Source organism: Pseudomonas sp. MF08831 (assembly GCF_059862645.1).
Map to the genome: position 1 here is coordinate 80,859 of NZ_JCBCUX010000019.1, position 22,018 is coordinate 102,876.

Sequence of the window (22,018 nt, forward strand, 5' to 3'; positions counted from 1 at the left end):
GACTGACACAGCGCATTCGCGAGCAAGCCCGCTCCCACATTCAGTTCTGCGCTAGCACAACGGGAATCGGCTTTCGCATCAGCACTCCCACCACCAACGCCCCCAGCAATCCCAACACCCCCGCCACCCACAACACCGCGCTGAACCCACCCACAAACGCTTGCCGTGCCAACGGTTGCACCACCGCCCGTGCCGTCTGCGGCAACACACCCATCGCTGCCTGCATATCACCGGCTACCACGCGCGAGGCAATCGCCGCTGCCTGCGCCTGCCGCTGCGGCTCGATACTTGCGCGCAGCAATTGCTCGCTGTGGCTGCTCAGCAATGCCCCGTACACGCCGATAGCCAACATGATCGCGCTGAAGCGCATCGTCGTACTCATGCCTGATGCCATGCCCGCACGGTCCCGAGGCACGCAAGCCATGATGTTTTTCTGCGTATCGCCATTGAGCAGACCCGCGCCGGCGCCGGTCACGGCAATTGCCAGGGCGAAGGGCACGTAGCCGCCCACATTCACCGCCCAGGCGCTCAACAGGTTGCCGCAACCGACCAACGCCAAACCGCTCGCCATCATGGTCGCCGGTGCAAAGCGCCCGGCCAGGCGAGCGCCGATCCGTGGGCAAATCAGCATGGTCAGCGCAAACGGCAGCATCCCCAGGCCCGAGGCAATCGCACAGAAGCCCAAACCGCTTTGCAGGTAAAACGGCAGCAGCGTCATCATCACCTGGGCGCAGCCGGCATAGGCAAACATCCCCAGCAATGCGCCGATAAAGCGTGGGTGGCGAAACAGCTGCAGGTCCACCATGGGCCGTCGCTGCACGCGCTCGACGAGCACAAACACACCCAGCAGCACGGCACCGCCAATAAGCCGCGCATAGGTCAGCGGGTTGTCCCAACCGATGCGATTGGCCTCGATCAATCCCCAGATCAGGCACAACAGGCTGGCACTGAAGGCCAGGCTGCCCCACGGATCAAGCCGCGCCGATTGGGTATCGCGGGATTCTGCAATCGCACGCAGCACCAGCGCCATCAGCCCCAAGCCCACGGGCAGGTTGAGGTAGAAAATCCAGCGCCAGCCCAGGTACTGAGTGATCAAGCCCCCCAAGGTCGGCGCGGCGGTCATCGCCCCGCCCATGCACGCGCCCCAGAACGCCCAGGCTTTGGCGCGCTCCACTTCATCGTGAAACGTATGGCCGATGGAGGCCAGGGCGGAGGTCAGCAGTAACGCCGCGCCGACGCCTTTGACGGCGCGGGCGATGTCCAGAAACAGCGCATTCGGTGCGGCGCCACAGCCCAGGGAGGCCAGGATGAAAATGCTCAAGCCCCAGACCAGGGTCTTCTTGCGCCCAAAGCGGTCGGCGAGGCTGCCGGCCGGCAATAACAACGCGGCAAACGCGAGCATATAGGCGCTGACCACCCACTCGATGTCAGCAAAATTGGCGCCCAGGTCACGCGCGATGCTCGGCAGGGTCACGGCGACGATATTGGTGTCGAGCACGATCAGCGCACAAACCCCGGACGCCGTGAGCAGCGTCAAGCGCGGACTGACCCGGCTCATGGCTGAATTACCCTGCAGGCAATAAGGAAAAGGCAGTTGACGATCATCGCGTAGGCTCTCTAGTGTTGAGGTGCTGTGAGCTTATCGCCGGCGAAGACCGGTCTTGTTAGCTGGCCTGAAGCACTTCATTACCTTTGAGCTAATCCTGCAATGGACATCCGCCATTTCCGCTACTTCCTCGCCGTCGCCCGTCAGCGCAACTTCAGCCGCGCCGCCGAGCAGTTAGGCATCGCCCCGCCGACCTTGAGCCGGCAAATCCAGGACATGGAAGCCAGCCTGGGCACGCGCTTGTTTGTCCGCCAGCAGCGCGAAGTTAGCCTCACCGAAGCCGGTGCGGCGTTGCTGGTTGAAGCCGAAGCCACGGTGCGCCAATTCGAATTCGCCCAGCGCAGTGCCCAGCGCGCCGGGCGCGGCGAGATCGGTCATATCGAGTTGGGCTACGTGGCCTCAGCGGTGTACTCCGGCGTGTTGCAGCGCCAGATGCGCGCGTTCAGCCAGGCATTTCCCGATGTGAGCGTGAACGTGCGCGAATGGGCGATGGCGACATTGCCGAGCGCGGTGGCGGACGGGCGCTATGACATCGGCTATATCCGCTCGCCCATGACCCTGCCCGATGGCGTGGACGCCGTGCGCCTGGCCAGCGAAGGCTTTGTGTTGGCGCTGCCGCAGGATTCCTGGCTGCTGGGGCTCAAAGCCATTGGCTGTGAACACCTGCAAAACGAGACCTTTATTCTGCCGGAACAAATCAGCGGCACCTTGCACGTCGCCGCACAGGGCGGTTTTGCCCCGCGCCTGGGGCCACAGCCGGGTGGCTTGGTGGCGGTGATGGCGTTGGTGTCGTTAGGGCAGGGCGTGGCGGTGGTGCCGGCGTCGATGGTCGGGCATGTGAGTTTGCCGGGCGTGGTCTACCGCAGCATCCAGGGCAGTGAGGCCTCGTCGTGGCTGTCGCTGATTCATCGGCGCTTTGAGAAAGCCCCGGCGGTGGTGCGTTATATCGAGCAGGTCAAGCAGATGACTAAGCTGGATGCTTGATCGCGGCGGGTTGGAGGCTGTGCGGGCCAACCGTGTGTCCGGTACGGTGGGCGACATGATGGGTTATGACTTTATCGACATACACGGGCAGCCGGCGGTCAACGCCATCCAGGGGCGGGTGATCGGCCTGACGGTGCAGGCGCTGTTTCGCATCCCGGACGTGGTGGCGATTGCCAGTGAGAACACCAAGGCGGCGGCGACGCTTGGCGCGTTGCGCTCGGGAGTGATTAATACCCTTGCAACCACGGTGACGAATACGCATACGATTTTGGCCTGGATGACACGACGCGTAAAAGCTGACACGACGCAGAGCAACCTGTGGGAGCGGGCTTGTGTGGGAGCTGGCTTGCCTGCGATAGCGCCACCTCGGTTTTACTGACGCATCGAGTTGCCTATATCGCAGGCAAGCCGGCTCCCACATGGGTTTTGTGTTGGTTTGTGTACAGATTTTGTAATAGTTTTGCGTTGTAGGAAATTTAGGTTTCGATTGTACGATTCAGGTCCTTTTCCACTGCAGGACTTGCATGAACACCCTCTCGGAGCCTCCCAGTCGTCTTTCCCCAAGACATCCGCTGTTGCTGTTCCCGCTGAAGCACCCCGTATTCCGATGGCTGCCCTTGTCCCGGTCCACTGACCGCGCTTTGTCGTGTCCGGCATTCAGACATCTATAACGAGGCTCTATAAATGGAATGGTTAGCGGATCCAACGGCCTGGCTCGGCCTGTTGACCTTGATTGTGCTGGAACTGGTACTGGGCATCGACAATCTGGTGTTTATCGCGATCCTGGCGGACAAGCTGCCGCCGGAGCAGCGCGACCGGGCGCGGTTGATCGGGTTGTCCCTGGCGTTGCTGATGCGCCTGGGCCTGCTGGCGAGTATTTCCTGGATGGTCACCCTTACTCAGCCGCTGTTCGAGGTTTTCGGCAAGGGGTTTTCCGGCCGTGACCTGATCATGTTGTTTGGCGGTGTGTTCCTGTTGTTCAAGGCCACTATGGAATTGCACGAGCGCCTCGAAGGTCATGTGGCCCAGCGGGCGGGCAATGCCACCTATGCGATGTTCTGGCCGATCGTCGCGCAGATTGTGGTGCTCGACGCGGTGTTCTCCCTCGACGCGGTGGTGACCGCCGTGGGCATGGTCGATGAGCTGGCGGTGATGATGATCGCAGTGATCGTGTCCATCGGCCTGATGATTGTCGCGAGCAAGCCGCTGACGCGTTTCGTCAACGCGCACCCGACGGTGATCATGCTGTGCCTGAGTTTCCTGATGATGATCGGCCTGGTGCTGACTGCCGAAGGCTTGGGTTTCCACGTGCCCAAAGGCTACTTGTACGCGGCGATGGGCTTCTCGATTGTAGTGGAGCTGTTTAACCAGCTTGCCCGCGCCCGTCGCAAAAAGTCGGTACAGGGTACGTTGCCGGTGCGCCAGCGCACTGCGCATGCGGTGATGCGTTTACTGGGGGGTCGCAGTCTGGCCGTGGAGGGCATGGATGACGACGTTGCCGACTTGATGGACGAGCCGGATGCGACCCAGGGCCCGCTGTTTGATCGACGCGAGCGCGTGATGATCAGTGGCGTGTTGCAGTTGGCCGAACGCCCGATCCGCAGCTTGATGACGCCGCGGGCCAAGGTCGACTGTATCGATCTGGCGGACGATGCCGACACTATCCGCCGTAAATTGATGCATTCGTCCTACTCCCGGCTGCCGTTGATCCGCAACGGTGCTGTCGATGAGCCATTGGGCTTTGTGCACAAGAAGGAGTTGCTCAAGGAATACCTGGCCGGCCACGAGCCGAACCTGGAGCACCTGGCGCGCCGCGCGGTCAACCTGCTGGAGAGCTTTTCGATTCTCAACGCCCTGGAGCAGATGCGCCAGGCATCCACCCATATTGCGTTTGTGATCAACGAATTCGGCGATTTCATCGGCGTGTTGAGCATGACCGACATCCTTGAATCCATCGCTGGTGAGTTGCCGGATGCGAGCGAAATCGAAGGGCCGGATATCGTCGAGGAGGGCGCAGGCTTTCGCGCCAATGGCGCCTTGACCCTTAACCAGGTTCGCCAGCGCACCGGCTTCAAGGCCGTGGCCACCGACGATTACCAGACGCTCGCAGGTTTGGTGATGAGTCTGCTGGACCGCTTGCCGCGAGTGGGCGACAGCGTGGAGCACGAAGGCTGGCACCTGACGGTGGCGGCAGTGGAGGAGCGGCGGGTGACGCAGGTGCTGCTGATACCTACGGCGCGTAGTCTTTGAACACCTGATCCAGAAGTGCTTCCTGTTCATCCGGCGCGCCAATGCCCTTGAGGTTTTCGACCTCAAGAGCATTTTTGTAGACCACCAGAGTGGGGGTGCCGTCCACGCCTTCGATTCTCGGCGTCCGGGCGGTGTCCAGGATCATGCTCTTCACTCGGCCGACGTATTTTTCGGCGATGCTATTAAAGCGTGGGTGAACTCCCAGGCACGCCTGGCAGGACTGGGAAGTAAACAGCACGATGACCAGCGGGTGCTGATTCAGAACCTGCTGGTAGTCGCTGAGGGTATCAATCACCGCATTGGCAGCACCCATGATGATCTCCTTGTGCACCTGGCCGAGGGGGCCTGCCGGGTACGCTAGATCGCGAGATCACCACCGTCTACTGTCAACCTTCACAGGTAGACAGGCTCATGCATCGTCGGCACGCTCGGTTCGTTCACGCGCCTTGCGCGCCTGGCTCGCGCATTTCTTGTATTCCTCATTGTCCCTGGACGCCTTCGCCCGACGATAGCCATGGTGGTTCTGGCTGGTGTAATCGGTGCTGAAGGCTTCCTTGAGCTTCTGCAGTTCTTCCTTGCATTCACGGCGATCATTACTGGCCGAAGCCGTACCGGCCGCCAGACAGCCCAGCAACACCACTATAAGGCTTACCTTCATCACGCCACGCTCCCGTACACAGACCTCCCACCAGCCTAGCCCAGCACAAAAAAACAACCAGAGCCTCGCCAAGAAACCCTGGTGACGAGCAGACCTGCCATGGCAGACGGGCGACTTGTGGCAGATGGGCCATGTGACAAACGGGCCAGTCGTGGCAAACAGGCTAGCTGTAGTGAGCAAGCTTCCTGTGGCGAGCGGGCTTGCCCCGCGTTGGAGTGCGAAGCGCTCCCAAGCCAGCCGCCGCGTTATACCTGAAAAACCGCGTCGCCAGGTTTTGGGGCCGCTTCGCAGCCCAACGCGGGGCAAGCCCGCTCGCCACAAGAAGCCCGCTTGCCACAGAAAACACCCACGCCCTAGCACCGCCTCGGTGCACGGTAACGCTACCGTGGTGCACCGCATCCAACTGTCACCGCCGTGTGTGGCCTTGCGTAGCAACACATGCCCGGCTGCTGGCATAGCGCCTTATCCCAGCTCAATATCTATCCACTTGATTTAAAACAGCTTTACTCGCGTCATGTTTTTCTGCGACTGCGTGTGGCACACTTTCTGCTGTCTATTCCGTTGTTACATACTAAGTTCCGGTATAGCGGAATACACAACTCCTGGAGTGCTTGTCATGCATCACCGACCTTCCGTGTTTAAAGCGTGTGTTTTTCTCTTCGCCGCATCGGCTTCCCTCGCAAGCGTTGTGCACGCGGCGGACAGCAAGCTCGATGATGTGCTCAAGCGTGGGCATCTCATCGTGGGTACAGGCAGTACCAATGCGCCGTGGCACTTCCAGGGAGCGGATGGCAAGTTGCAGGGTTTTGATATCGACATCGGCCGCATTGTGGCCAAAGGCTTGTTCAACGACCCGAGCAAGGTCGAGTTTGTGGTGCAGTCTTCCGACGCACGTATTCCCAACCTGCTGACCGACAAGGTCGACATGAGTTGCCAGTTCATTACCGTCACCGCCAGCCGTGCGCAGCAGGTTGCCTTTACCTTGCCGTATTACCGCGAAGGCGTGGGCCTGCTGTTGCCGAACAACAGCAAGTACAAGGAAATCGAAGACCTGCAAGCCGCCGGCGACGGCGTCACTGTGGCTGTGCTGCAAAACGTCTACGCCGAAGAGCTGGTGCACCAGGCGCTGCCCAAGGCCAAGGTTGACCAGTACGACAGCGTCGACCTGATGTACCAGGCCGTGAACTCCGGCCGCGCCGATGCTGCCGCCACCGACCAGTCGTCGGTCAAGTACCTGATGGTGCAAAACCCAGGCCGCTATCGCAGCCCCACTTACGCCTGGAGCCCGCAAACCTACGCGTGCGCGGTCAAGCGTGGCGACCAGGACTGGCTGAATTTCGTCAATACCGCGCTGCATGAAGCCATGACCGGCGTGGAATTCCCGACCTACAAGGCCTCGTTCAAGCAGTGGTTCGGCGTGGATTTGCCAGAGCCGGCGATCGGTTTTCCGGTTGAGTTCAAGTAAATCGTAAATCCTGGGGCGTCGCTGACGGCGCCCCAATCAGGTACTGCCGACCATGAACTATCAGTTGAACTTTGCCGCCGTGTGGCGTGATTTCCCCAGCTTGCTGGCGGGGCTCGGCCTGGGCCTTGAGCTGGCGCTGCTGTCGATCGCGATTGGCTGCGTGATCGGCCTGATGATGGCGTTCGCCATGCTGTCCAGACACCGCGCGTTGCGCATCATCGCCTCGGTGTACGTGACGGTGATCCGCAATACGCCGATTCTGGTGCTGATCCTGTTGATCTACTTTGCACTGCCGTCACTGGGGATTCGTCTCGACAAAATCCCGTCCTTCATCATCACGCTGTCGTTGTACGCCGGTGCCTACCTCACCGAAGTGTTTCGCGCCGGGCTGCTGAATATTCCCAAGGGTTTGCGGGAAGCCGGCTTGGCCATCGGCCTGGGTGAGTGGCGTATCCGCGCCTACATCACCGTGCCGGTGATGCTGCGCAACGTCTTGCCGGCGTTGTCGAACAACTTCATTTCGCTGTTCAAGGACACCTCGCTGGCCGCGGCGATTGCCGTGCCGGAGCTGACCTATTACGCCCGCAAGATCAACGTCGAAAGCTACCGGGTGATTGAAACCTGGATGGTCACGACCGCGCTCTACGTGGCTGCCTGTTACCTCATTGCCATGCTGCTCCGTTACCTGGAACAGCGTCTGGCGATCCGTCGTTAAGGAGGGTTTCCATGTACGAGTCCCCCAGCTGGCTGCATGAGTTGTGGATCGCCCGGGACACCCTGTGGGCGGGCTTTCAGGCCAGCGTGTATGTGTCTGCGCTGGCGATTATTTTCGGTACGCTGATCGGCATCGTCGCCGGGTTGATCCTGACCTACGGCAAATTCTGGATGCGCGCGCCGTTTCGTCTGTATGTCGACCTGATCCGTGGCACGCCGGTGTTTGTGCTGGTGCTGGCGTGTTTCTACATGCTGCCGGCGCTCGGTTGGCAGATCACCGCATTCCAGGCCGGCGCCGTCGGGCTGACGCTGTTCTGCGGCTCTCACGTGTCGGAAATCGTGCGCGGTGCGCTGCAAGCCATTCCCCGTGGGCAATTGGAAGCGGGCAAGGCGATTGGCCTGACGTTTTACCAATCCCTGGGCTACGTGCTGTTGCCTCAAGCGCTGCGCCAGATCCTGCCGACCTGGGTCAATTCCTCCACGGAAATCGTCAAGGCCTCGACCTTGCTCTCGGTGATCGGCGTGGCCGAGCTGCTGCTGAGCACCCAGCAAGTGATCGCGCGCACCTTCATGACCCTGGAGTTCTACCTGTTCGCCGGGTTTCTGTTCTTTGTCATCAACTACGCCATCGAGTTATTCGGGCGCTACATTGAAAAGCGGGTGGCCTTGCCATGAACCAACCTCAAACCAACCAACCGCTTTTGAACATTCGCGGCCTGCGTAAACAGTACGGCCAGGTCGAAGTGCTCAAGGGTGTCGACCTGTCCATGCAGCGCGGCAACGTGGTGACGTTGATCGGCTCCAGCGGCTCGGGCAAAACCACGCTGCTGCGCTGCGTCAACCTGCTGGAAGAATTCCAGGGCGGGCAGATCACCCTGGACGGCGAGTCCATCGGCTACAGCGAAATCGCCAGCAAGCGTGTGCGCCACCCTGAGCGGGTGATTGCCCAGCACCGCGCGATGACCGGCATGGCGTTCCAGCAGTTCAACCTGTTTCCGCACCTCACCGCGTTGCAAAACGTCACCCTCGGCCTGCTCAAGGTCAAGAAGATGGGCAAGGACGAAGCCGTGGCCCTGGCCGAAAAATGGCTGGACCGCGTCGGCCTGCTGGAACGGCGCAATCACTTCCCCGGCCAGTTGTCCGGCGGTCAGCAACAGCGCGTGGCGATTGCCCGGGCGATTGCGATGAACCCCAGCTTGATGCTCTTCGACGAAGTCACCTCGGCCCTTGACCCGGAGTTGGTGGGCGAGGTGCTCAGCGTGATCAAGGGCCTGGCGGAAGAGGGCATGACCATGTTGCTGGTCACCCACGAAATGCGCTTTGCCTATGAAGTGTCGGACAAGATCGTATTCATGAACCAGGGCCGCATTGAAGAGCAGGGCAGCGCGAAGGACATCTTCGAACGCCCGCAATCGCCGCGCCTGGCGGAATTTTTGAAGAACATTCGTTTTTAAATCAGGAGCAACTTTATGAGCATTACTCGTTACGGCACCGGCAGCACCGCCGGCGGTGGCCAACCGCGTCCTTTCGCACGTGCAGTGGAAGCGGACGGCTGGCTCTACGTCTCGGGCCAGGTGCCGGCGGTGGACGGTGAAATCATCAACGGCGGCATCATCGAACAAACCCGCCAGACCCTGCGCAACGTGGTGGCCATTCTGGAAGAGGCCGGTTACGAGTTGAAAGACGTGGTGCGCGTTGGCGTATGGCTGGAAGACCCGCGCGATTTCTGGAGTTTCAACAAGGTGTTCGGCGAGTACTTCACCCCCGAACACGCCCCGGCACGCGCCTGTGTGCAGGCCAACATGATGGTCGACTGCAAGGTTGAGATTGATTGCGTGGCCTACAAGAAAAAAGGCTAAATGCCCCTCTCTTGAAATCCACTGAAGATCAAATGTGGGAGGGGGCTTGTCCCCGATAGCGGTGTATCAGCAACACCTGTATCAACTGACACACTGCAATCGGGGGCAAGCCCCCTCCCACAGGGGATCTCTGCCAGACCCTAGAATTTCGACCGGACCGAACTGCCATGACCGAAGACACCATCAAACGCCGCGCCAAAGGACTGGACCGTGCATTCGATATCCTCGATTTTCTCAAGGAAATCGGCCAGCCCCTGCGCCCGAATGATATTGCCAGCGGCATCGGCAGCCCAAAATCCACGGTCTACGAATTGGTCGCCTCGTTGCTTGAGCGGCGCATCCTCGAAACCGTGGGCAAGGACGGCCACGTCTACCTCGGCCGCCAACTGTACTTCCTCGGCCAGGCGCACCTGCGCCACTTCGACCTGACCCGCGAGGCCGATCACGCCCTGCAGGAAATCGTCAGCCAGACCCACGAAACCGCGCAGATGTGCCTGCTCAACGGGCGCAAATACACGGTGGCGCTGATGCGCGAGGGCGAGCGGCATTTCCGCATCTCGTCGGACATCGGCGAAAACGCACCGATCCCCTGGACTGCTTCCGGGCGCTTGTTGCTGGGGCACCTGAGCGACCAGCAGATTATCGACCTGATCGACTACGACGATTTCATCCTGCCGGACGGCCAACGCCTGCCGCTGGAGACGTTTCTGGCGCAGATCCGCCAGGCTACGCTCGATGGGTTCTTCTCCTTCGACAGCGTGGCCGACACCTTCACCCATTGCTTCGCCGCCCCGGTGCGGGACGCGCAGGGCATCAGCATTGCGACCTTGTGCATCGTTGCCCCACGGGCCGACGCGATCAAAAACTACAACGACTATCGCCGGGTGTTGATCGACAGCGCCAACAACCTGGCCCGACGCATCAACGAATAGGAGTTTTTATGACTGCCCTCAACGCCGTTGAAAAAGGCGCCGCCGCCGTTGGCGCCCACTTGGTCCGCGACGTCAGCCTGCCGGCCCTGGTGCTGCACCGTGACGCCCTGGAACACAACATTCGCTGGATGCAGGACTTCGTCAGCAACAGCGGCGCAGAACTGGCGCCCCATGGCAAAACCAGCATGATGCCGGCGTTGTTTCAGCGCCAGATCGAGGCGGGCGCCTGGGGCATCACCCTGGCCAATGCGGTGCAGACCCGCGCCGCCTATGCCGGGGGCGTGCGTCGCGTGTTGATGGCCAACCAATTGGTCGGCGCGCCGAACATGGCGTTGATTGCTGATTTGCTGGCCGACAAAGACTTCGACTTCCATTGCATGGTCGATCACCCGGACAACGTCGCCGACCTGGGGCTGTTTTTCGCCGCCCGTGGCCTGCGCTTGAACGTGATGATCGAGTACGGCGTGGTCGGCGGCCGTTGCGGCTGCCGCAGCGAGCAGGAAGTGCGCGAGCTGGCCAAGGCGATCAAGGCCCAACCGGCGCTGGCCCTCACCGGCATTGAAGGCTACGAAGGCGTGATTCATGGCGAGCACGCCATCAGCGGCATCCGCGACTTCGCCGCCAGCCTGGTGCGCCTGGCGGTCGACCTGCAAAACAACGGCTCTTTCGACCTGCCCAAACCGATCATTACCGCCTCGGGTTCGGCCTGGTACGACCTGATCGCCGAGTCCTTCGAAACCCAAAACGCCGCGGGGCGTTTCTTAAGCGTGTTGCGACCTGGCAGCTATGTGGCCCACGACCACGGCATCTACAAAGAAGCGCAATGCTGCGTGCTCGACCGTCGCAGCGACCTCAACGAAGGCCTGCGCCCGGCGCTGGAAGTCTGGGCGCACGTGCAATCGATGCCCGAGCCAGGCTTTGCGGTAATCGCCCTGGGCAAGCGCGACGTGGCCTACGACGCCGGTTTGCCGGTGCCGCTCAAGCGCTACCGGGCTGGAATTGTGCCGGCCGAAGGCGATGACGTCACCGCCTGCATCGTGACGGCGGTGATGGACCAGCATGCGTTCATGACGGTGGCACCGGGGGTTGAGTTGCGCATCGGCGACGTCATCTCGTTCGGCACCTCGCACCCTTGTCTGACCTTCGACAAGTGGCAAGTGGGCTGCCTGGTGGATGAGCAGTTGCAGGTGATCGAGTCGCTGCATACCTGCTTCTAGACCACGTCGCGCCTATCGCGGGCTTGCCCGCGAAGAGGCCCTCCAGAACACCGAGAGACCCAAGGCATGAACCCACAACCGCGCATCGCCCTGATCGGCGAATGCATGATCGAACTCCAACACCGCGCCGACGGCAGCCTCCAGCAAAGCTTTGGCGGCGACACCCTGAACGCAGCGGTGTACCTGCGCCGCGAGCTGGGCGACATCGGCACGGTCGACTACGTCACCGCCCTGGGCGATGACAGTTTCAGCGACGCCATGTGCAAGCACTGGGCCGAAGAGGGCCTGGGCCTGGGCAGGGTTCAACGCCTGCCCGGGCGGTTGCCGGGGTTGTACTGCATCCAGACGGACGCCAACGGCGAACGCAAATTCCTCTACTGGCGCAACGAAGCTGCCGTGCGCGACTGCTTCACCACCCCGGCCGCCGAGCCGATCCTGGCGGCTTTGCCGGGTTATGACGTGGTGTATTTCAGCGGTATTACCCTGGCAGTGCTGGGAGAAATCGGGCGTACGCGGTTACTGCAAACCTTGATCGAGACGCGCAAGCGCGGTGGCAAGGTAGTCTTCGACAACAACTACCGGCCGCGTTTATGGGCCAGCGTCGAGGCGGCGCGCGCGGCGTACCACGCCGTGTTGGCCGAGGTGGATATTGCCTTGCTGACCGAGGACGACGAGCGTGCGTTGTTTGGGTACGCCGACAGCGAGCAGGTGTTTGCGGCGTACCCGGCGATTGCAGAGGTGGTGCTCAAGCGCGGCGCGGATGAATGTTTGATCCGTTGTGCTGGCGAGCGCTTTGCCGTGCCGGCGTTGAAGGTCGAGAAGGTGGTGGACACGACGGCGGCGGGGGATTCGTTCAGTGCAGCGTATCTGGCCAGTCGGCTGAAGGGTGAGTCGCCGCAAGAGGCAGCGTTGGCTGGGCATCGGTTGGCGAGCCGGGTCATCCAGGTGCCGGGGGCACTGATTCCGAGGTAGCGGGTACATGGCCGCCTGCGGCGGTTCGCGGGCAAGCCCGGCTCCCACAGTTGACCGCATTCCTTCAGCAGGCTGCATTCCTTCAGTGGAAATGCAGTCAAGTATGGGAGCTGGCTTGCCTGCGATTGGCCAGTCGGCTGAAGGGTGAGTCGCCGCTAGAGGCAGCGTTGGCTGGGCATCGGTTGGCGAGCCGGGTCATCCAGGTGCCGGGGGCACTGATTCCGAAGTAGCGGGTACATGGCCGCCTGCGGCGGTTCGCGGGCAAGCCCGGCTCCCACAGTTGACTGCACTCCTTCAACAGGCTGCATTCCTTCAGTGGAAATGCAGTCAAGTGTGGGAGCTGGCTTGCCTGCGATAGCGGTCTCAAGCCAAACACTTAATCCCGGTAAAACACCTGCACCAGGTGATAGCCAAACTTGCTCTTGATCGGCCCATGCACCACCTTCACTGGCTTCTTGAAGATCACTGCATCAATCGCCCCGACCATCTGCCCTGGCCGCACTTCACCCAAATCACCGCCGCGCTTGCCGGACGGGCAGGTCGAGTATTTCTTGGCCAGCACATCAAACGCTTCGCCCTTGGCTATACGCTGCTTGAGCTGTTCGGCTTCTTCACTGGTTTTCACCAGGATGTGACGGGCTTGGGCTTTCATGTTGTTACCTGGCAACGGTCAAACGTAAGGGCGCGCGATTATGCCTGAACTCATTCATCGACGCTGATCATGCTGCGGATTTTGGTCGCCAGTAGCTCAACCGAGAATGGCTTGGCCACCATGTCCATGCCGTCCTCCAGGAAGCCCTGGCGCTCGGCGGCTTTTTCGGCGTAACCGGTCATGAACAACACGCGCAGGCCGGGCCGGTGCTGGCGGGCGATTTCTGCCAATTGGCGGCCGTTCATGCCCGGCAGGCCGACGTCGGTCACCAGCAGGTCCACGCGCAAATCCGACTCCAGCAGCGGCAGTGCCGTGCGTGAATCCGCCGCCTGGTGGGCGGTGTAGCCCAGTTCAGCCAGCACATTGACCACCAGCATGCGCACCGCGGGGTCATCCTCGACGACGACCACCGCTTCACCGGCCAGTGCCAGCGGCGCTTCACTCAGGTGCTGCGGCAGGTTGCTTTCCAGCGCGGTGCCATGCAGGCGCGGCAGGTACAGGCGCACGCAGGTGCCCTGGCCGGGTTCACTTTGAATGGTTACGTGGCCACCCGATTGCTGGGCAAACCCGTAGATCATCGACAGCCCCAGGCCGGTGCCCTGGCCGATAGGCTTGGTGGTGAAGAACGGGTCGAAGGCCTTGGCCAGAATCTTCGGCGCCATGCCGCTGCCGTTGTCACTCACGCCGAGCATCACGTAGTCGCCGGCCTTGACCGGTTCGAGGGTGGTGATGTCGGTGCCGTCCAGGTAGCTGTTGGCGGTTTCAATCACCAATTCGCCGCCGTCGGGCATTGCGTCGCGCGCGTTGATCACCAGGTTCAGCAGGGCGTTTTCCAACTGGCTGGCATCGGTATTCACCGGCCAGATGTCCTTGCCCAGCTGCACCTTGAGTGAGATATGCGCGCCTTTGGTGCGGCGGAACAAGTCTTCCAGCGACGCCACCAGCGTGTTCGGGTCCAGCGGGCGGCGGTCGAGCGACTGGCGCCGGGAGAACGCCAGCAGCCGGTGGGTGAGGGCGGCCGCACGGTGAGCGGAGGAGACCGCCGCGTCAGTAAACCGGCCGATTTCATCACTGCGCCCGGCGGCGATGTAGCGCTGCATCAGGTCCAGGCTGCCGATAATCCCGGTGAGCATATTGTTGAAATCATGGGCGATGCCGCCAGTGAGCTGACCCACCGCTTCCATCTTCTGCGCATGGCGCAGCGCATCCTCGGCGCGCTCGCGTTCGAACATCTCGTTTTGCAGGCGCTGGTTGGCCTCGGCCAGCGCCTGGGTACGCTGGGCCACGCGTTCTTCGAGGTTCTCGTTGAGGTGGCGCAGGGCTTCTTCGGTGAGTTTGCGTTCGGTCTCGTCGATCACGAAGATGTAAAAGCCATTCACCGAGCCGTCATTGCTAAAGCGCGGCAAGTACTTCATCAGTGCATGGCGCGGCCGGCCGTCGTGGTGGGGCGTCACGGTCATGAAGCTGCACGCCTTGCCCTTGAGCGCCGCCGCGATCTTGTCTTCGCGCCCGGCATACACCTCATCGCCGAGCACTTCGCGGATGCTCTTGCCGTACAACTCCTGGGGCGTCATGCCGTACCAGTCGAGGTAGGCGCTGTTGTTCAGGCGAAAACGTTGTTCGTGGTCGACGTAACCGATCAGCACCGGCATGGCGTTGATGATCAACTGCAGTTCGGTCTGGCTTTGGCGCAAGGCCTGCTCGGTGTGTTTGCGTTCGGTCAGGTCCAGCGCTGCGCCTAAAAAGCGTGCCGGGCGGCCTTGATGATCCTTGTAACAGCGCCCGCGCGCGAACACCCAGCGCACCTGGCCGTCGGCTTGCAGCAGGCGGTATTCCTCGGCGTACTCGGTGCCGAAGGTGATGCAATGCTTGATGCTGCGCGCCACCATACCGCGGTCTTCGGGGTGTACGCCTTGCAGGTAGTCGCTGATGGGCAGCAGGCCGGCGTCACTCGGGTCGACGCCGTGCAGGTGGGCGAAGTGTGCATCGGCAATAAAGCGGTCTTCGCCGATGTCCCAGTCCCAGGTGCCGACCGCATCCGTTGCCGCCAGCGCCAGTTGCAGGCGTTGCTCGGTGCTGTGCTGGGCCTTGAGGCTGTCTTCGGAGCGCTGCTGCAGCTCGAGGGCTTTGCTGCGCCGTTCGTTGGTTTCGATGGCGGTGACCAGGATACCGGCCACCGTCCCGCTTTCATCGCGGACCGGGCTGTAGGTCAGGTCGAGCCAGATCTCGGTATCGCGGTGGTTGCGTTGCAGCACAAAGCGTTGCTCGCTGAACGTGCGCACCTGGCCGCTCAGCACGGCGTCGTAGACTGGCGCGGTGAAGCTGGCCAATTCCGGCCAGGTCTCATGCGCCGGCTGGCCCAACGCGCCAGGGTGCTTGCTGCCCGCAAGCCGCGCAAAGCCGTCGTTGTAAAGCTGCGTGAGCAGGGGGCCCCACAGCAGCAGCATTGGCATCGGTGAGTGGACCACGATGTCGACCGCTGTGCGTAGACTTTGCGGCCAGTCGTTGGCCTCACCGAGGGGGCTTTGCGCCCAGTCCAGCCGCGCAATCAATGCAGCGGCTTCGCTACCGGTGGATGTTCCATTCATGAAAAAGCCCTACACCTGACACTTTGAAGTACAACAAAAGCCGATTATCCCGCGAGATGGGAGCGGCTGACTACCCCTCGAAAAATAGCATGCATTGGGACTTTGTCTTCAATTGAGTGCTTTTGCGCTGAAACCTTTCATCATTCGGCCAGCTCAGGGCGCTGGCGAAACTGCTCCAGCGCTTGCGGATTCGCCAGGGCGTCGGTGTTCTTCACCGGCTCTCCGTGCACCACATTGCGCACCGCCAACTCGACAATCTTGCCGCTGATGGTGCGTGGAATATCGGTGACGGCGAGGATCTTCGCCGGCACGTGGCGCGGCGTGGTGTTGGCGCGAATCACCTGGCGAATCTGCTGCTCCAGGGCCTGATCCAGCTCGATACCGTCTGTAAGGCGCACGAACAGCACCACGCGCACGTCATCCTGCCAGCGTTGGCCGATGGCCAGGCTTTCCAGCACCTGCGGGACTTTTTCCACCTGGCGATAAATCTCCGCCGTGCCGATGCGCACGCCACCGGGGTTGAGCACCGCGTCGGAGCGGCCGTGAATCAGCCAGCTGCCAGTCGGGCATTGCTCGGCGTAGTCGCCCTGGGCCCACACGCCGGGAAACTGGCTGAAGTACGAGGCGCGCAGTTTGTGCTGCTGCGGGTCGTTCCACAGGCCAATCGGCATGGCCGGAAAGTGCCGGGTGCACACCAGTTCGCCTTTTTCGCCGATCACCGCTTTGCCCTGCTCGTTCCATACTTCGATGGCCATCGCCAGGCTCTTGCACTGCATCTGCCCGCGACGTACCGGCAGCACCGGGTTGCCGATCACAAAGCAGGAGACGATATCGGTGCCGCCGGACATCGACGACAGGCACAGCTCCCGCTTGATCTGGCGGTACACGTAGTCGTAGCTCTGCGGCGAGAGCGGCGAGCCCGTCGAGATCAGGCCTTTGAGGCTGTTCAGCGAATGGCTCAAGCGCGGCTGCACGCCGGCTTTTTCCAGGGTGGCGAGGAATTTGGGGCTGGTGCCGAACACGCTGATTTTCTCGGCGTCGATCAGGTCGATCAAGCGTTCCGGTCCGGGGTGAAACGGTGAGCCGTCGTACAGCACCGCCGTGGCACCGAGGGCCAGCACCGACACCAGCCAATTCCACATCATCCAGCCGCAGGTGGTGTAGTAGAACAGGCAATCTTCGCGCGACAGGTCGGCGTGCAGGCCGTGTTCCTTGAGGTGGGTGAGCAGCACACCGCCGGTGCCGTGGATGATGCATTTGGGCACGCCGGTGGTGCCGCTGGAATAAAGGATGTACAGCGGGTGATCGAACGGCACCGCGACAAAATCAGGCTCGCCGCCGGGGGTGTAGAAGTCATCCCACAGCGCCACCCTGGCCTGGGTCTGATAGTCCGCGACGCGCGCTTGAGGCCGCGCGTAAGGCACGATAATCAATTGTTCGAGAGACGGCAGGCGCGCGAGGATTTCATTCAGTTTGGCCGTTTGGTCGATGCCCTTGCCGGCGTAGCGATACCCCGCGCAGGTGATCAACACCTTGGGTTCGATCTGACCAAAACGGTCGATCACGCCTTGGGTGCCGAAGTCCGGCGATGAGCATGACCAGATCGCGCCTAGGCTGGTGGTGGCGAGCATGCCCACCAGGGTTTGCCAGGTGTTGGGCATGCACGCGGCGACGCGGTCGCCCACGCCGACACCGGCCGCGCGCAGGCTGTGTTGCAGGCCGGCGACGTGTTCGGCCACTTCGGCGTAGGTCAGTTGTTCGCGCTGGCCATCCTCGCTGATCGCGACCACCGCCGGGTGATCGTCGCGGCGGCGCAGCAGGTGTTCGGCAAAGTTCAGGGTGGCGCCGGGAAACCACTGGGCGCTGGGCATCTGAGTGCTTTCGATCAGCGTCGCGGTGGGCGGGCTGCGAAACTGCACGTCGAAGAACGCGACGATGGCCTGCCAGAAGTCGGGACGCTGGTCGATGCTCCACTGGTGCAGGGCGGAGTAGTCGGCCAGCTGCAGGCTGTGGCGTTGGTTGATGAAGCGCCGGAACTGGTCCATCCGCGTGTTGCGGATGCGCTCGGGGGAGGGTTGCCAGAGGATGTCGGACATGAAGAAGTCTCTTGTTCTTGTACAAATCTTGCAGCCAACACAGGTCGAAACTGTGGGGGCAGGCTTGCCTGCGCCCAAATTCGATCTCAGTGTCTGTTTTTATTGGGCCAGCCAGCCGCCGTCGATGTTCCACGCGGCACCGCGCACCTGCGCACCCGCCTCACTGCACAAAAACAGCACCAACTCACCCAGCTGCGGCGGCGTCACAAACGCCAGCGATGGCTGTTTTTCCGCGAGCAAGTCGTGCTGCGCCTGCTGCGGGTCCACGCCTTTGGCTGCGCGGTCATCAATCTGCTGTTGCACCAACGGCGTCAGCACCCAGCCTGGGCAGATGGCGTTGCAGGTGACGTTGCTGGTGGCGGTCTCCAGGCCCACCACCTTGGTCAGGCCGATCACGCCGTGCTTGGCCGCCACATAGGCCGCCTTGCCCACCGAGCCGACCAGGCCATGCACCGAGGCAATGTTGACGATGCGCCCCCAACCCTTGGCTTTCATGCCCGGCAAGCTCAAGCGGGTGCTGTGGAACACCGACGACAGGTTGATCGCGATAATCGAGTCCCAACGCTCGGCCGGGAAGTCCTCCACCGCCGACACATGCTGAATGCCGGCGTTGTTGACCAGAATGTCGACGCCGCCGAACTCGCGCTCGGCGTAGGCGATCATGTCGGCGATCTGCGCCGGGTCGCTGACGTCCGCCGGGTGATGGCCGACCTTGCCGCCCAATGCCTGTACCTGGGCGATCACCGCGCTGGCGTCGCCGAAGCCGTTGAGGATCAGGTTGGCGCCGGCCTCTGCCAGGCTCAGCGCGATGCCCAAACCGATGCCGCTGGTGGAGCCGGTAACCAGGGCGGTCTTGCCGTTCAATGTCGTCATGAAAACCTCACACAATGCCGGTGGCGTAGAAAGTACCGATCACCACGAACACCGCAAGGGTCTTGATAATCGTGATGCCGAAAATGTCTTTGTAGGCTTCGCGGTGCGTCAGCCCGGTCACCGCCAGCAGCGTGATCACCGCGCCGTTGTGGGGCAGGGTGTCCATGCCGCCGCTGGCCATGGCCGCGACCCGGTGCAGCACTTCAAGGGGGATATTGGCCGCATGGGCCGCCGAAATAAAGCTCTCGGACATCGCTGCCAGGGCGATGCTCATGCCGCCCGACGCAGAACCGGTGATGCCGGCCAGCAGGGTTACGGTGATCGCCTCGTTGACCAGCGGGTTGGGGATGCCCTTGAGCCAGTCCGCCAGCACCAGAAAGCCCGGCAGCGAGGCGATCACCGCGCCAAAACCGTATTCCGACGCGGTGTTCATCGCCGCCAGCAGCGCGCCGCTGACCGCGCTTTTGCTGCCTTCGGCGAGCTTGCTTTTGATCGCCGACCAGCCGAACACCAGCACCATGACGATGCCCACCAGCAACGCCGCCTGCACGGCCCAGATCGCGGTGAGCTTGGCGATCTCGGTGGTCACCGGCGCGCTCATGCCCGGCAGGCTGAGGCTGTGGGTCTTGCCGTACCACTGCGGAATCCAGTGGGTGAACAGCAAGTTCATCACGCCCACCAGCAGCAGCGGCGACAGCGCGATCCATGGGTTGGGCAGCGCCAGGTTGTCCGCGGTTTCCGGCTCGTTGCGCAGCTCGGTGCCATAGCCTTCGCCGGCACGCTGTGCCTTGTTGCGCTGGCGCGCCAGGTAGAGCATGCCGGTGCAGAACACGAACACCGTGCCGATCAGGCCCAGCCACGGCGCGGCCCAGGCGGTGGTGTTGAAGAAGGTGCTGGGGATGATGTTCTGGATTTGCGGCGTACCCGGCAGGGCGTCCATGGTGAACGAAAACGCGCCGAGGGCGATGGTCGCCGGAATCAGGCGCTTGGGAATATTGCTCTGGCGAAACATCTCTGCCGCAAACGGGTACACCGCAAACACCACCACAAACAGCGACACGCCACCGTAGGTGAGCAGGGCGCAGACCAGCACAATCACCAGCATCGCCTGGCGCGTGCCGAGCAAACCGATGGCGGCGGCCACAATCGAACGCGAAAAGCCCGACAGCTCGATCAGCTTGCCGAACACCGCGCCGAGCAGGAACACCGGGAAATACAGTTTGATGAAACCGACCATTTTCTCCATGAACACCCCGGTAAACGCAGGGGCGACGGCGGACGGGTCGGTGAGCAGTACGGCGCCGAGGGCGGCGATGGGGGCAAACAGGATCACGCTGTAGCCACGGTAGGCAGCCAGCATCAGCAGCGCAAGGGCTGCCAGGGCAATGATCACACTCATGGTGTGTCTCCAGATCGAATTGTTATTTTTGTGGGGTGAGGCGTTGGAGAGGGGCTATAGCTAGATGTGTGCCAGTTTATTAACTCGTTGAAATATAAGTATATTTTTTGATTTGTGATCGGTAATTCTGAAATTAATCTCTATTTAGAGACAAGTGAACACCCAATGTGGGAGCGGGCTTGCTCGCGAAAGCGGCGTATCAGTCGGCGCATGAGTTGCAGAACCACCGCCTTCGCGAGCAAGCCCGCTCCCACATCCGATTGTCTTTATAGTGAGAATCGAGTCTCTTTATTGAGACTGGGCAATGCCGAGCGCCACCATCTTTTTGTACAGCGTCGACCTGCCCAGGCCCAACCGCTGGGCTGCCTCCACGACGTTGCCTTCACACGCCGCCAACGCTGCCTCAATCACCTGCCGATCAAACCGCTCGCGCGCCGCCGCAAACGTCTCGCCCTCGACGGTTGCTACGGCGCCACGCGCCACCGGGCTGAACGTGCCAATCGCGGCGCGAATCTCGTTGGCATCCAGCACCAAGTCATCACTCAACAACGCTGCGCGCTCCAGCACATTGCGCAGCTCGCGGATATTCCCCGGCCACGCATGCTGCGCCAGCAACGCCAGGGCCTCGCGGTTCAGTTCATGCTGGCTGCGCAGCTCCTCCAGAATCGCCTCGCTCAACGCCGGAATGTCATCCAGGCGTTCGCGCAACGGCGGCACCTGGATCGGCAGCACATTCAGCCGGTAATACAAATCCGCGCGAAACTCGCCACGCTTGATTGCCGCTTCCAGGTCCATGGACGTGGCCGCAATCACCCGCACATCGCTGTGCAGCATTTCGTTGGAACCTACCGGCTCGTATTCCTTTTCCTGCAACACCCGCAGCAGTTTGCTTTGCAGCGGCAGGGGCATGTCGCCGATCTCGTCGAGAAACAGCGTGCCGCCCTGGGCAATCTGCAGTTTGCCGGGACGGCCTTTGCGGTCGGCGCCGGTAAAGGCCCCCGGCGCAGTGCCGAAGAATTCGGCTTCAAGCAGATCCGCGGGAATCGCCGCGCTGTTGATGCTGACAAAAGCTTTGTGTGCACGCGGCGAGGCGCCGTGAATCGCCTGGGCCAGCAATTCTTTGCCGGTACCGGTTTCACCCAGCAGCAACACCGGCGACTGCGCATTCGCACTGCGCCGCGCCCGGCGTTTGACGTCCAGGCTGGCCGCGCTGGTGCCGATAAAATGCGCGAAGTTGTATTTGCTCTGCCGCGAGCGCAGCAGCGAGCGGGTGGACGCCAGCTCCTGCTGCATGCTCAGGTAGCGCTCGATCAGTGGCGAAAGGTTGCGCAACTCGTCGAACAGCGCAAAGCCAATCGCGCCGATCACCGCGCCAGCGTCATCGTGGATGGGCAGGCGCATCACCACCAGCGGGCCTTTGGGCGTGTCCTGGATATCCAGCAAAATCGGCTGGTCGTTGCGCACCACCTGGCGGAGCAGGCTATTGGAGATCACCTGCTCGCACGGTTGGCCGATGGCTTCGTCGGCGCTTTTGAGGCCGAAGCGCTTGGCGTAACGCTCGTTCATCCACACGATATTGGCGTCGCGATCGACAATCACCGTGCCTTCGCTGGACTGCTCGATGATTTCGAACAGCGACTGGATGGCCAGGCCGCGAACCTGTTGGTAGTCCTTGAGGCTGTCGCTGATGTTCATATTTATGCCGTCAACACAAATGGAGGGTGGAGTCGCAATGCTGTGGGAGCGGGCTTGC

The 22,018-nt window shown here is 61.8% G+C and carries 19 protein-coding genes and 2 pseudogenes; 12 read left to right on the top strand and 9 right to left on the bottom strand.

Translation table 11 applies throughout. From position 1 onward, the window contains the following. Positions 1-40: 40 nt before the first annotated feature. Positions 41-1,558, bottom strand: coding sequence for an MFS transporter (locus AC19YS_RS29285; RefSeq protein ID WP_500603257.1), 1,518 nt, complete (start codon positions 1,556-1,558; stop codon positions 41-43). A gap of 150 nt (positions 1,559-1,708) precedes the next feature. Here AC19YS_RS29285 and AC19YS_RS29290 point away from each other — a divergent pair, with 150 nt between their 5' ends. The 3 genes and pseudogenes from AC19YS_RS29290 to AC19YS_RS29300 all read left to right on the top strand — a co-directional run bounded on the left by AC19YS_RS29290 (position 1,709) and on the right by AC19YS_RS29300 (position 4,840). Then, positions 1,709-2,590, top strand: coding sequence for a LysR family transcriptional regulator (locus AC19YS_RS29290; protein WP_448210216.1), 882 nt, complete (start codon positions 1,709-1,711; stop codon positions 2,588-2,590). Between the two features lie 31 nt (positions 2,591-2,621). Next, a pseudogene (locus tag AC19YS_RS29295) lies at positions 2,622-2,890 on the top strand (sugar-binding domain-containing protein); the annotation flags it as partial. Positions 2,891-3,274: 384 nt separating this feature from the next. Beyond that, positions 3,275-4,840, top strand: a complete 1,566-nt coding sequence (locus AC19YS_RS29300; RefSeq protein ID WP_500603258.1) for a TerC family protein — start codon at positions 3,275-3,277, stop codon at positions 4,838-4,840. Here the strand turns inward: AC19YS_RS29300 and AC19YS_RS29305 are convergent. After that, positions 4,821-5,153 (bottom strand): thioredoxin family protein, encoded by a 333-nt coding sequence (locus AC19YS_RS29305; RefSeq protein ID WP_500603260.1) that lies wholly within the window; start codon positions 5,151-5,153, stop codon positions 4,821-4,823. The two genes, AC19YS_RS29300 and AC19YS_RS29305, sit on opposite strands and share 20 nt — an antisense overlap. A gap of 96 nt (positions 5,154-5,249) precedes the next feature. Then, positions 5,250-5,498, bottom strand: a complete 249-nt coding sequence (locus AC19YS_RS29310) for a hypothetical protein (protein ID WP_500603261.1) — start codon at positions 5,496-5,498, stop codon at positions 5,250-5,252. 616 nt (positions 5,499-6,114) lie between these two features. On the opposite strand from AC19YS_RS29310, the gene AC19YS_RS29315 reads away from it, so the two are divergent. From AC19YS_RS29315 to AC19YS_RS29355, 9 genes and pseudogenes are all read left to right on the top strand, one after another. Then, the gene (locus AC19YS_RS29315; protein WP_065929539.1) at positions 6,115-6,963 is read left to right on the top strand and encodes a transporter substrate-binding protein; all 849 of its coding nucleotides are present in this window, start codon (positions 6,115-6,117) and stop codon (positions 6,961-6,963) included. Between the two features lie 52 nt (positions 6,964-7,015). Beyond that, on the top strand, positions 7,016-7,678 hold the full coding sequence (locus tag AC19YS_RS29320; protein ID WP_106580127.1) for an amino acid ABC transporter permease: 663 nt from the start codon (positions 7,016-7,018) through the stop codon (positions 7,676-7,678). 11 nt (positions 7,679-7,689) lie between these two features. Then, on the top strand, positions 7,690-8,352 hold the full coding sequence (locus AC19YS_RS29325) for an amino acid ABC transporter permease (RefSeq protein WP_025857548.1): 663 nt from the start codon (positions 7,690-7,692) through the stop codon (positions 8,350-8,352). Continuing rightward, positions 8,349-9,131 (top strand): amino acid ABC transporter ATP-binding protein, encoded by a 783-nt coding sequence (locus tag AC19YS_RS29330; protein WP_500603263.1) that lies wholly within the window; start codon positions 8,349-8,351, stop codon positions 9,129-9,131. Before AC19YS_RS29325 ends, AC19YS_RS29330 begins: the two co-directional genes overlap by 4 nt. Positions 9,132-9,146: 15 nt before the next feature. Next, on the top strand, positions 9,147-9,536 hold the full coding sequence (locus AC19YS_RS29335; RefSeq protein ID WP_106580125.1) for a RidA family protein: 390 nt from the start codon (positions 9,147-9,149) through the stop codon (positions 9,534-9,536). 167 nt (positions 9,537-9,703) lie between these two features. Then, positions 9,704-10,468 carry an IclR family transcriptional regulator gene (locus AC19YS_RS29340; protein WP_106580124.1) on the top strand — a complete coding sequence of 255 codons (765 nt, stop codon included), beginning with the start codon at positions 9,704-9,706 and terminating at the stop codon, positions 10,466-10,468. Positions 10,469-10,476: 8 nt separating this feature from the next. Beyond that, the gene (locus tag AC19YS_RS29345) at positions 10,477-11,685 is read left to right on the top strand and encodes an amino acid deaminase (RefSeq protein ID WP_500603264.1); all 1,209 of its coding nucleotides are present in this window, start codon (positions 10,477-10,479) and stop codon (positions 11,683-11,685) included. 66 nt (positions 11,686-11,751) lie between these two features. Next, positions 11,752-12,657 (top strand): sugar kinase, encoded by a 906-nt coding sequence (locus AC19YS_RS29350; RefSeq protein ID WP_500603265.1) that lies wholly within the window; start codon positions 11,752-11,754, stop codon positions 12,655-12,657. 125 nt (positions 12,658-12,782) lie between these two features. Further along, positions 12,783-12,887: pseudogene (locus tag AC19YS_RS29355) on the top strand (sugar kinase); the annotation flags it as partial. Positions 12,888-13,033: 146 nt separating this feature from the next. On the opposite strand, the gene AC19YS_RS29360 reads toward AC19YS_RS29355, so the two are convergent. The 6 genes from AC19YS_RS29360 to AC19YS_RS29385 form a co-directional block, all read right to left on the bottom strand. Continuing rightward, positions 13,034-13,309, bottom strand: a complete 276-nt coding sequence (locus AC19YS_RS29360; protein WP_003174397.1) for a peptidylprolyl isomerase — start codon at positions 13,307-13,309, stop codon at positions 13,034-13,036. Positions 13,310-13,359: 50 nt separating this feature from the next. Then, a complete protein-coding gene (locus AC19YS_RS29365; RefSeq protein ID WP_200625203.1) occupies positions 13,360-15,897 on the bottom strand; it encodes a PAS domain-containing hybrid sensor histidine kinase/response regulator family protein in 2,538 nt (845 codons plus the stop codon). A 140-nt stretch (positions 15,898-16,037) separates the two neighbouring features. Further along, positions 16,038-17,993 (bottom strand): acetoacetate--CoA ligase, encoded by a 1,956-nt coding sequence (locus AC19YS_RS29370; RefSeq protein ID WP_500603266.1) that lies wholly within the window; start codon positions 17,991-17,993, stop codon positions 16,038-16,040. A gap of 99 nt (positions 17,994-18,092) precedes the next feature. Beyond that, positions 18,093-18,866 carry a 3-hydroxybutyrate dehydrogenase gene (locus AC19YS_RS29375; protein ID WP_106580118.1) on the bottom strand — a complete coding sequence of 258 codons (774 nt, stop codon included), beginning with the start codon at positions 18,864-18,866 and terminating at the stop codon, positions 18,093-18,095. 7 nt (positions 18,867-18,873) lie between these two features. Next, positions 18,874-20,265: a GntP family permease gene (locus AC19YS_RS29380; protein WP_124417141.1), complete on the bottom strand. Its 1,392-nt coding sequence runs from the start codon at positions 20,263-20,265 to the stop codon at positions 18,874-18,876. A gap of 288 nt (positions 20,266-20,553) precedes the next feature. Continuing rightward, complete coding sequence (locus tag AC19YS_RS29385) at positions 20,554-21,960, bottom strand: sigma-54 interaction domain-containing protein (RefSeq protein WP_500603267.1); 1,407 nt, start codon at positions 21,958-21,960, stop codon at positions 20,554-20,556. Positions 21,961-22,018: the final 58 nt, after the last annotated feature.

Coding starts and splice junctions, on each gene's coding strand:
- AC19YS_RS29285 (WP_500603257.1), bottom strand. CDS start 1,558: ATGAGCCGGGTCAGTCCGCGCTTGACGCTGCTCACGGCGTCCGGGGTT.
- AC19YS_RS29290 (WP_448210216.1), top strand. CDS start 1,709: ATGGACATCCGCCATTTCCGCTACTTCCTCGCCGTCGCCCGTCAGCGC.
- AC19YS_RS29300 (WP_500603258.1), top strand. CDS start 3,275: ATGGAATGGTTAGCGGATCCAACGGCCTGGCTCGGCCTGTTGACCTTG.
- AC19YS_RS29305 (WP_500603260.1), bottom strand. CDS start 5,153: ATGGGTGCTGCCAATGCGGTGATTGATACCCTCAGCGACTACCAGCAG.
- AC19YS_RS29310 (WP_500603261.1), bottom strand. CDS start 5,498: ATGAAGGTAAGCCTTATAGTGGTGTTGCTGGGCTGTCTGGCGGCCGGT.
- AC19YS_RS29315 (WP_065929539.1), top strand. CDS start 6,115: ATGCATCACCGACCTTCCGTGTTTAAAGCGTGTGTTTTTCTCTTCGCC.
- AC19YS_RS29320 (WP_106580127.1), top strand. CDS start 7,016: ATGAACTATCAGTTGAACTTTGCCGCCGTGTGGCGTGATTTCCCCAGC.
- AC19YS_RS29325 (WP_025857548.1), top strand. CDS start 7,690: ATGTACGAGTCCCCCAGCTGGCTGCATGAGTTGTGGATCGCCCGGGAC.
- AC19YS_RS29330 (WP_500603263.1), top strand. CDS start 8,349: ATGAACCAACCTCAAACCAACCAACCGCTTTTGAACATTCGCGGCCTG.
- AC19YS_RS29335 (WP_106580125.1), top strand. CDS start 9,147: ATGAGCATTACTCGTTACGGCACCGGCAGCACCGCCGGCGGTGGCCAA.
- AC19YS_RS29340 (WP_106580124.1), top strand. CDS start 9,704: ATGACCGAAGACACCATCAAACGCCGCGCCAAAGGACTGGACCGTGCA.
- AC19YS_RS29345 (WP_500603264.1), top strand. CDS start 10,477: ATGACTGCCCTCAACGCCGTTGAAAAAGGCGCCGCCGCCGTTGGCGCC.
- AC19YS_RS29350 (WP_500603265.1), top strand. CDS start 11,752: ATGAACCCACAACCGCGCATCGCCCTGATCGGCGAATGCATGATCGAA.
- AC19YS_RS29360 (WP_003174397.1), bottom strand. CDS start 13,309: ATGAAAGCCCAAGCCCGTCACATCCTGGTGAAAACCAGTGAAGAAGCC.
- AC19YS_RS29365 (WP_200625203.1), bottom strand. CDS start 15,897: ATGAATGGAACATCCACCGGTAGCGAAGCCGCTGCATTGATTGCGCGG.
- AC19YS_RS29370 (WP_500603266.1), bottom strand. CDS start 17,993: ATGTCCGACATCCTCTGGCAACCCTCCCCCGAGCGCATCCGCAACACG.
- AC19YS_RS29375 (WP_106580118.1), bottom strand. CDS start 18,866: ATGACGACATTGAACGGCAAGACCGCCCTGGTTACCGGCTCCACCAGC.
- AC19YS_RS29380 (WP_124417141.1), bottom strand. CDS start 20,265: ATGAGTGTGATCATTGCCCTGGCAGCCCTTGCGCTGCTGATGCTGGCT.
- AC19YS_RS29385 (WP_500603267.1), bottom strand. CDS start 21,960: ATGAACATCAGCGACAGCCTCAAGGACTACCAACAGGTTCGCGGCCTG.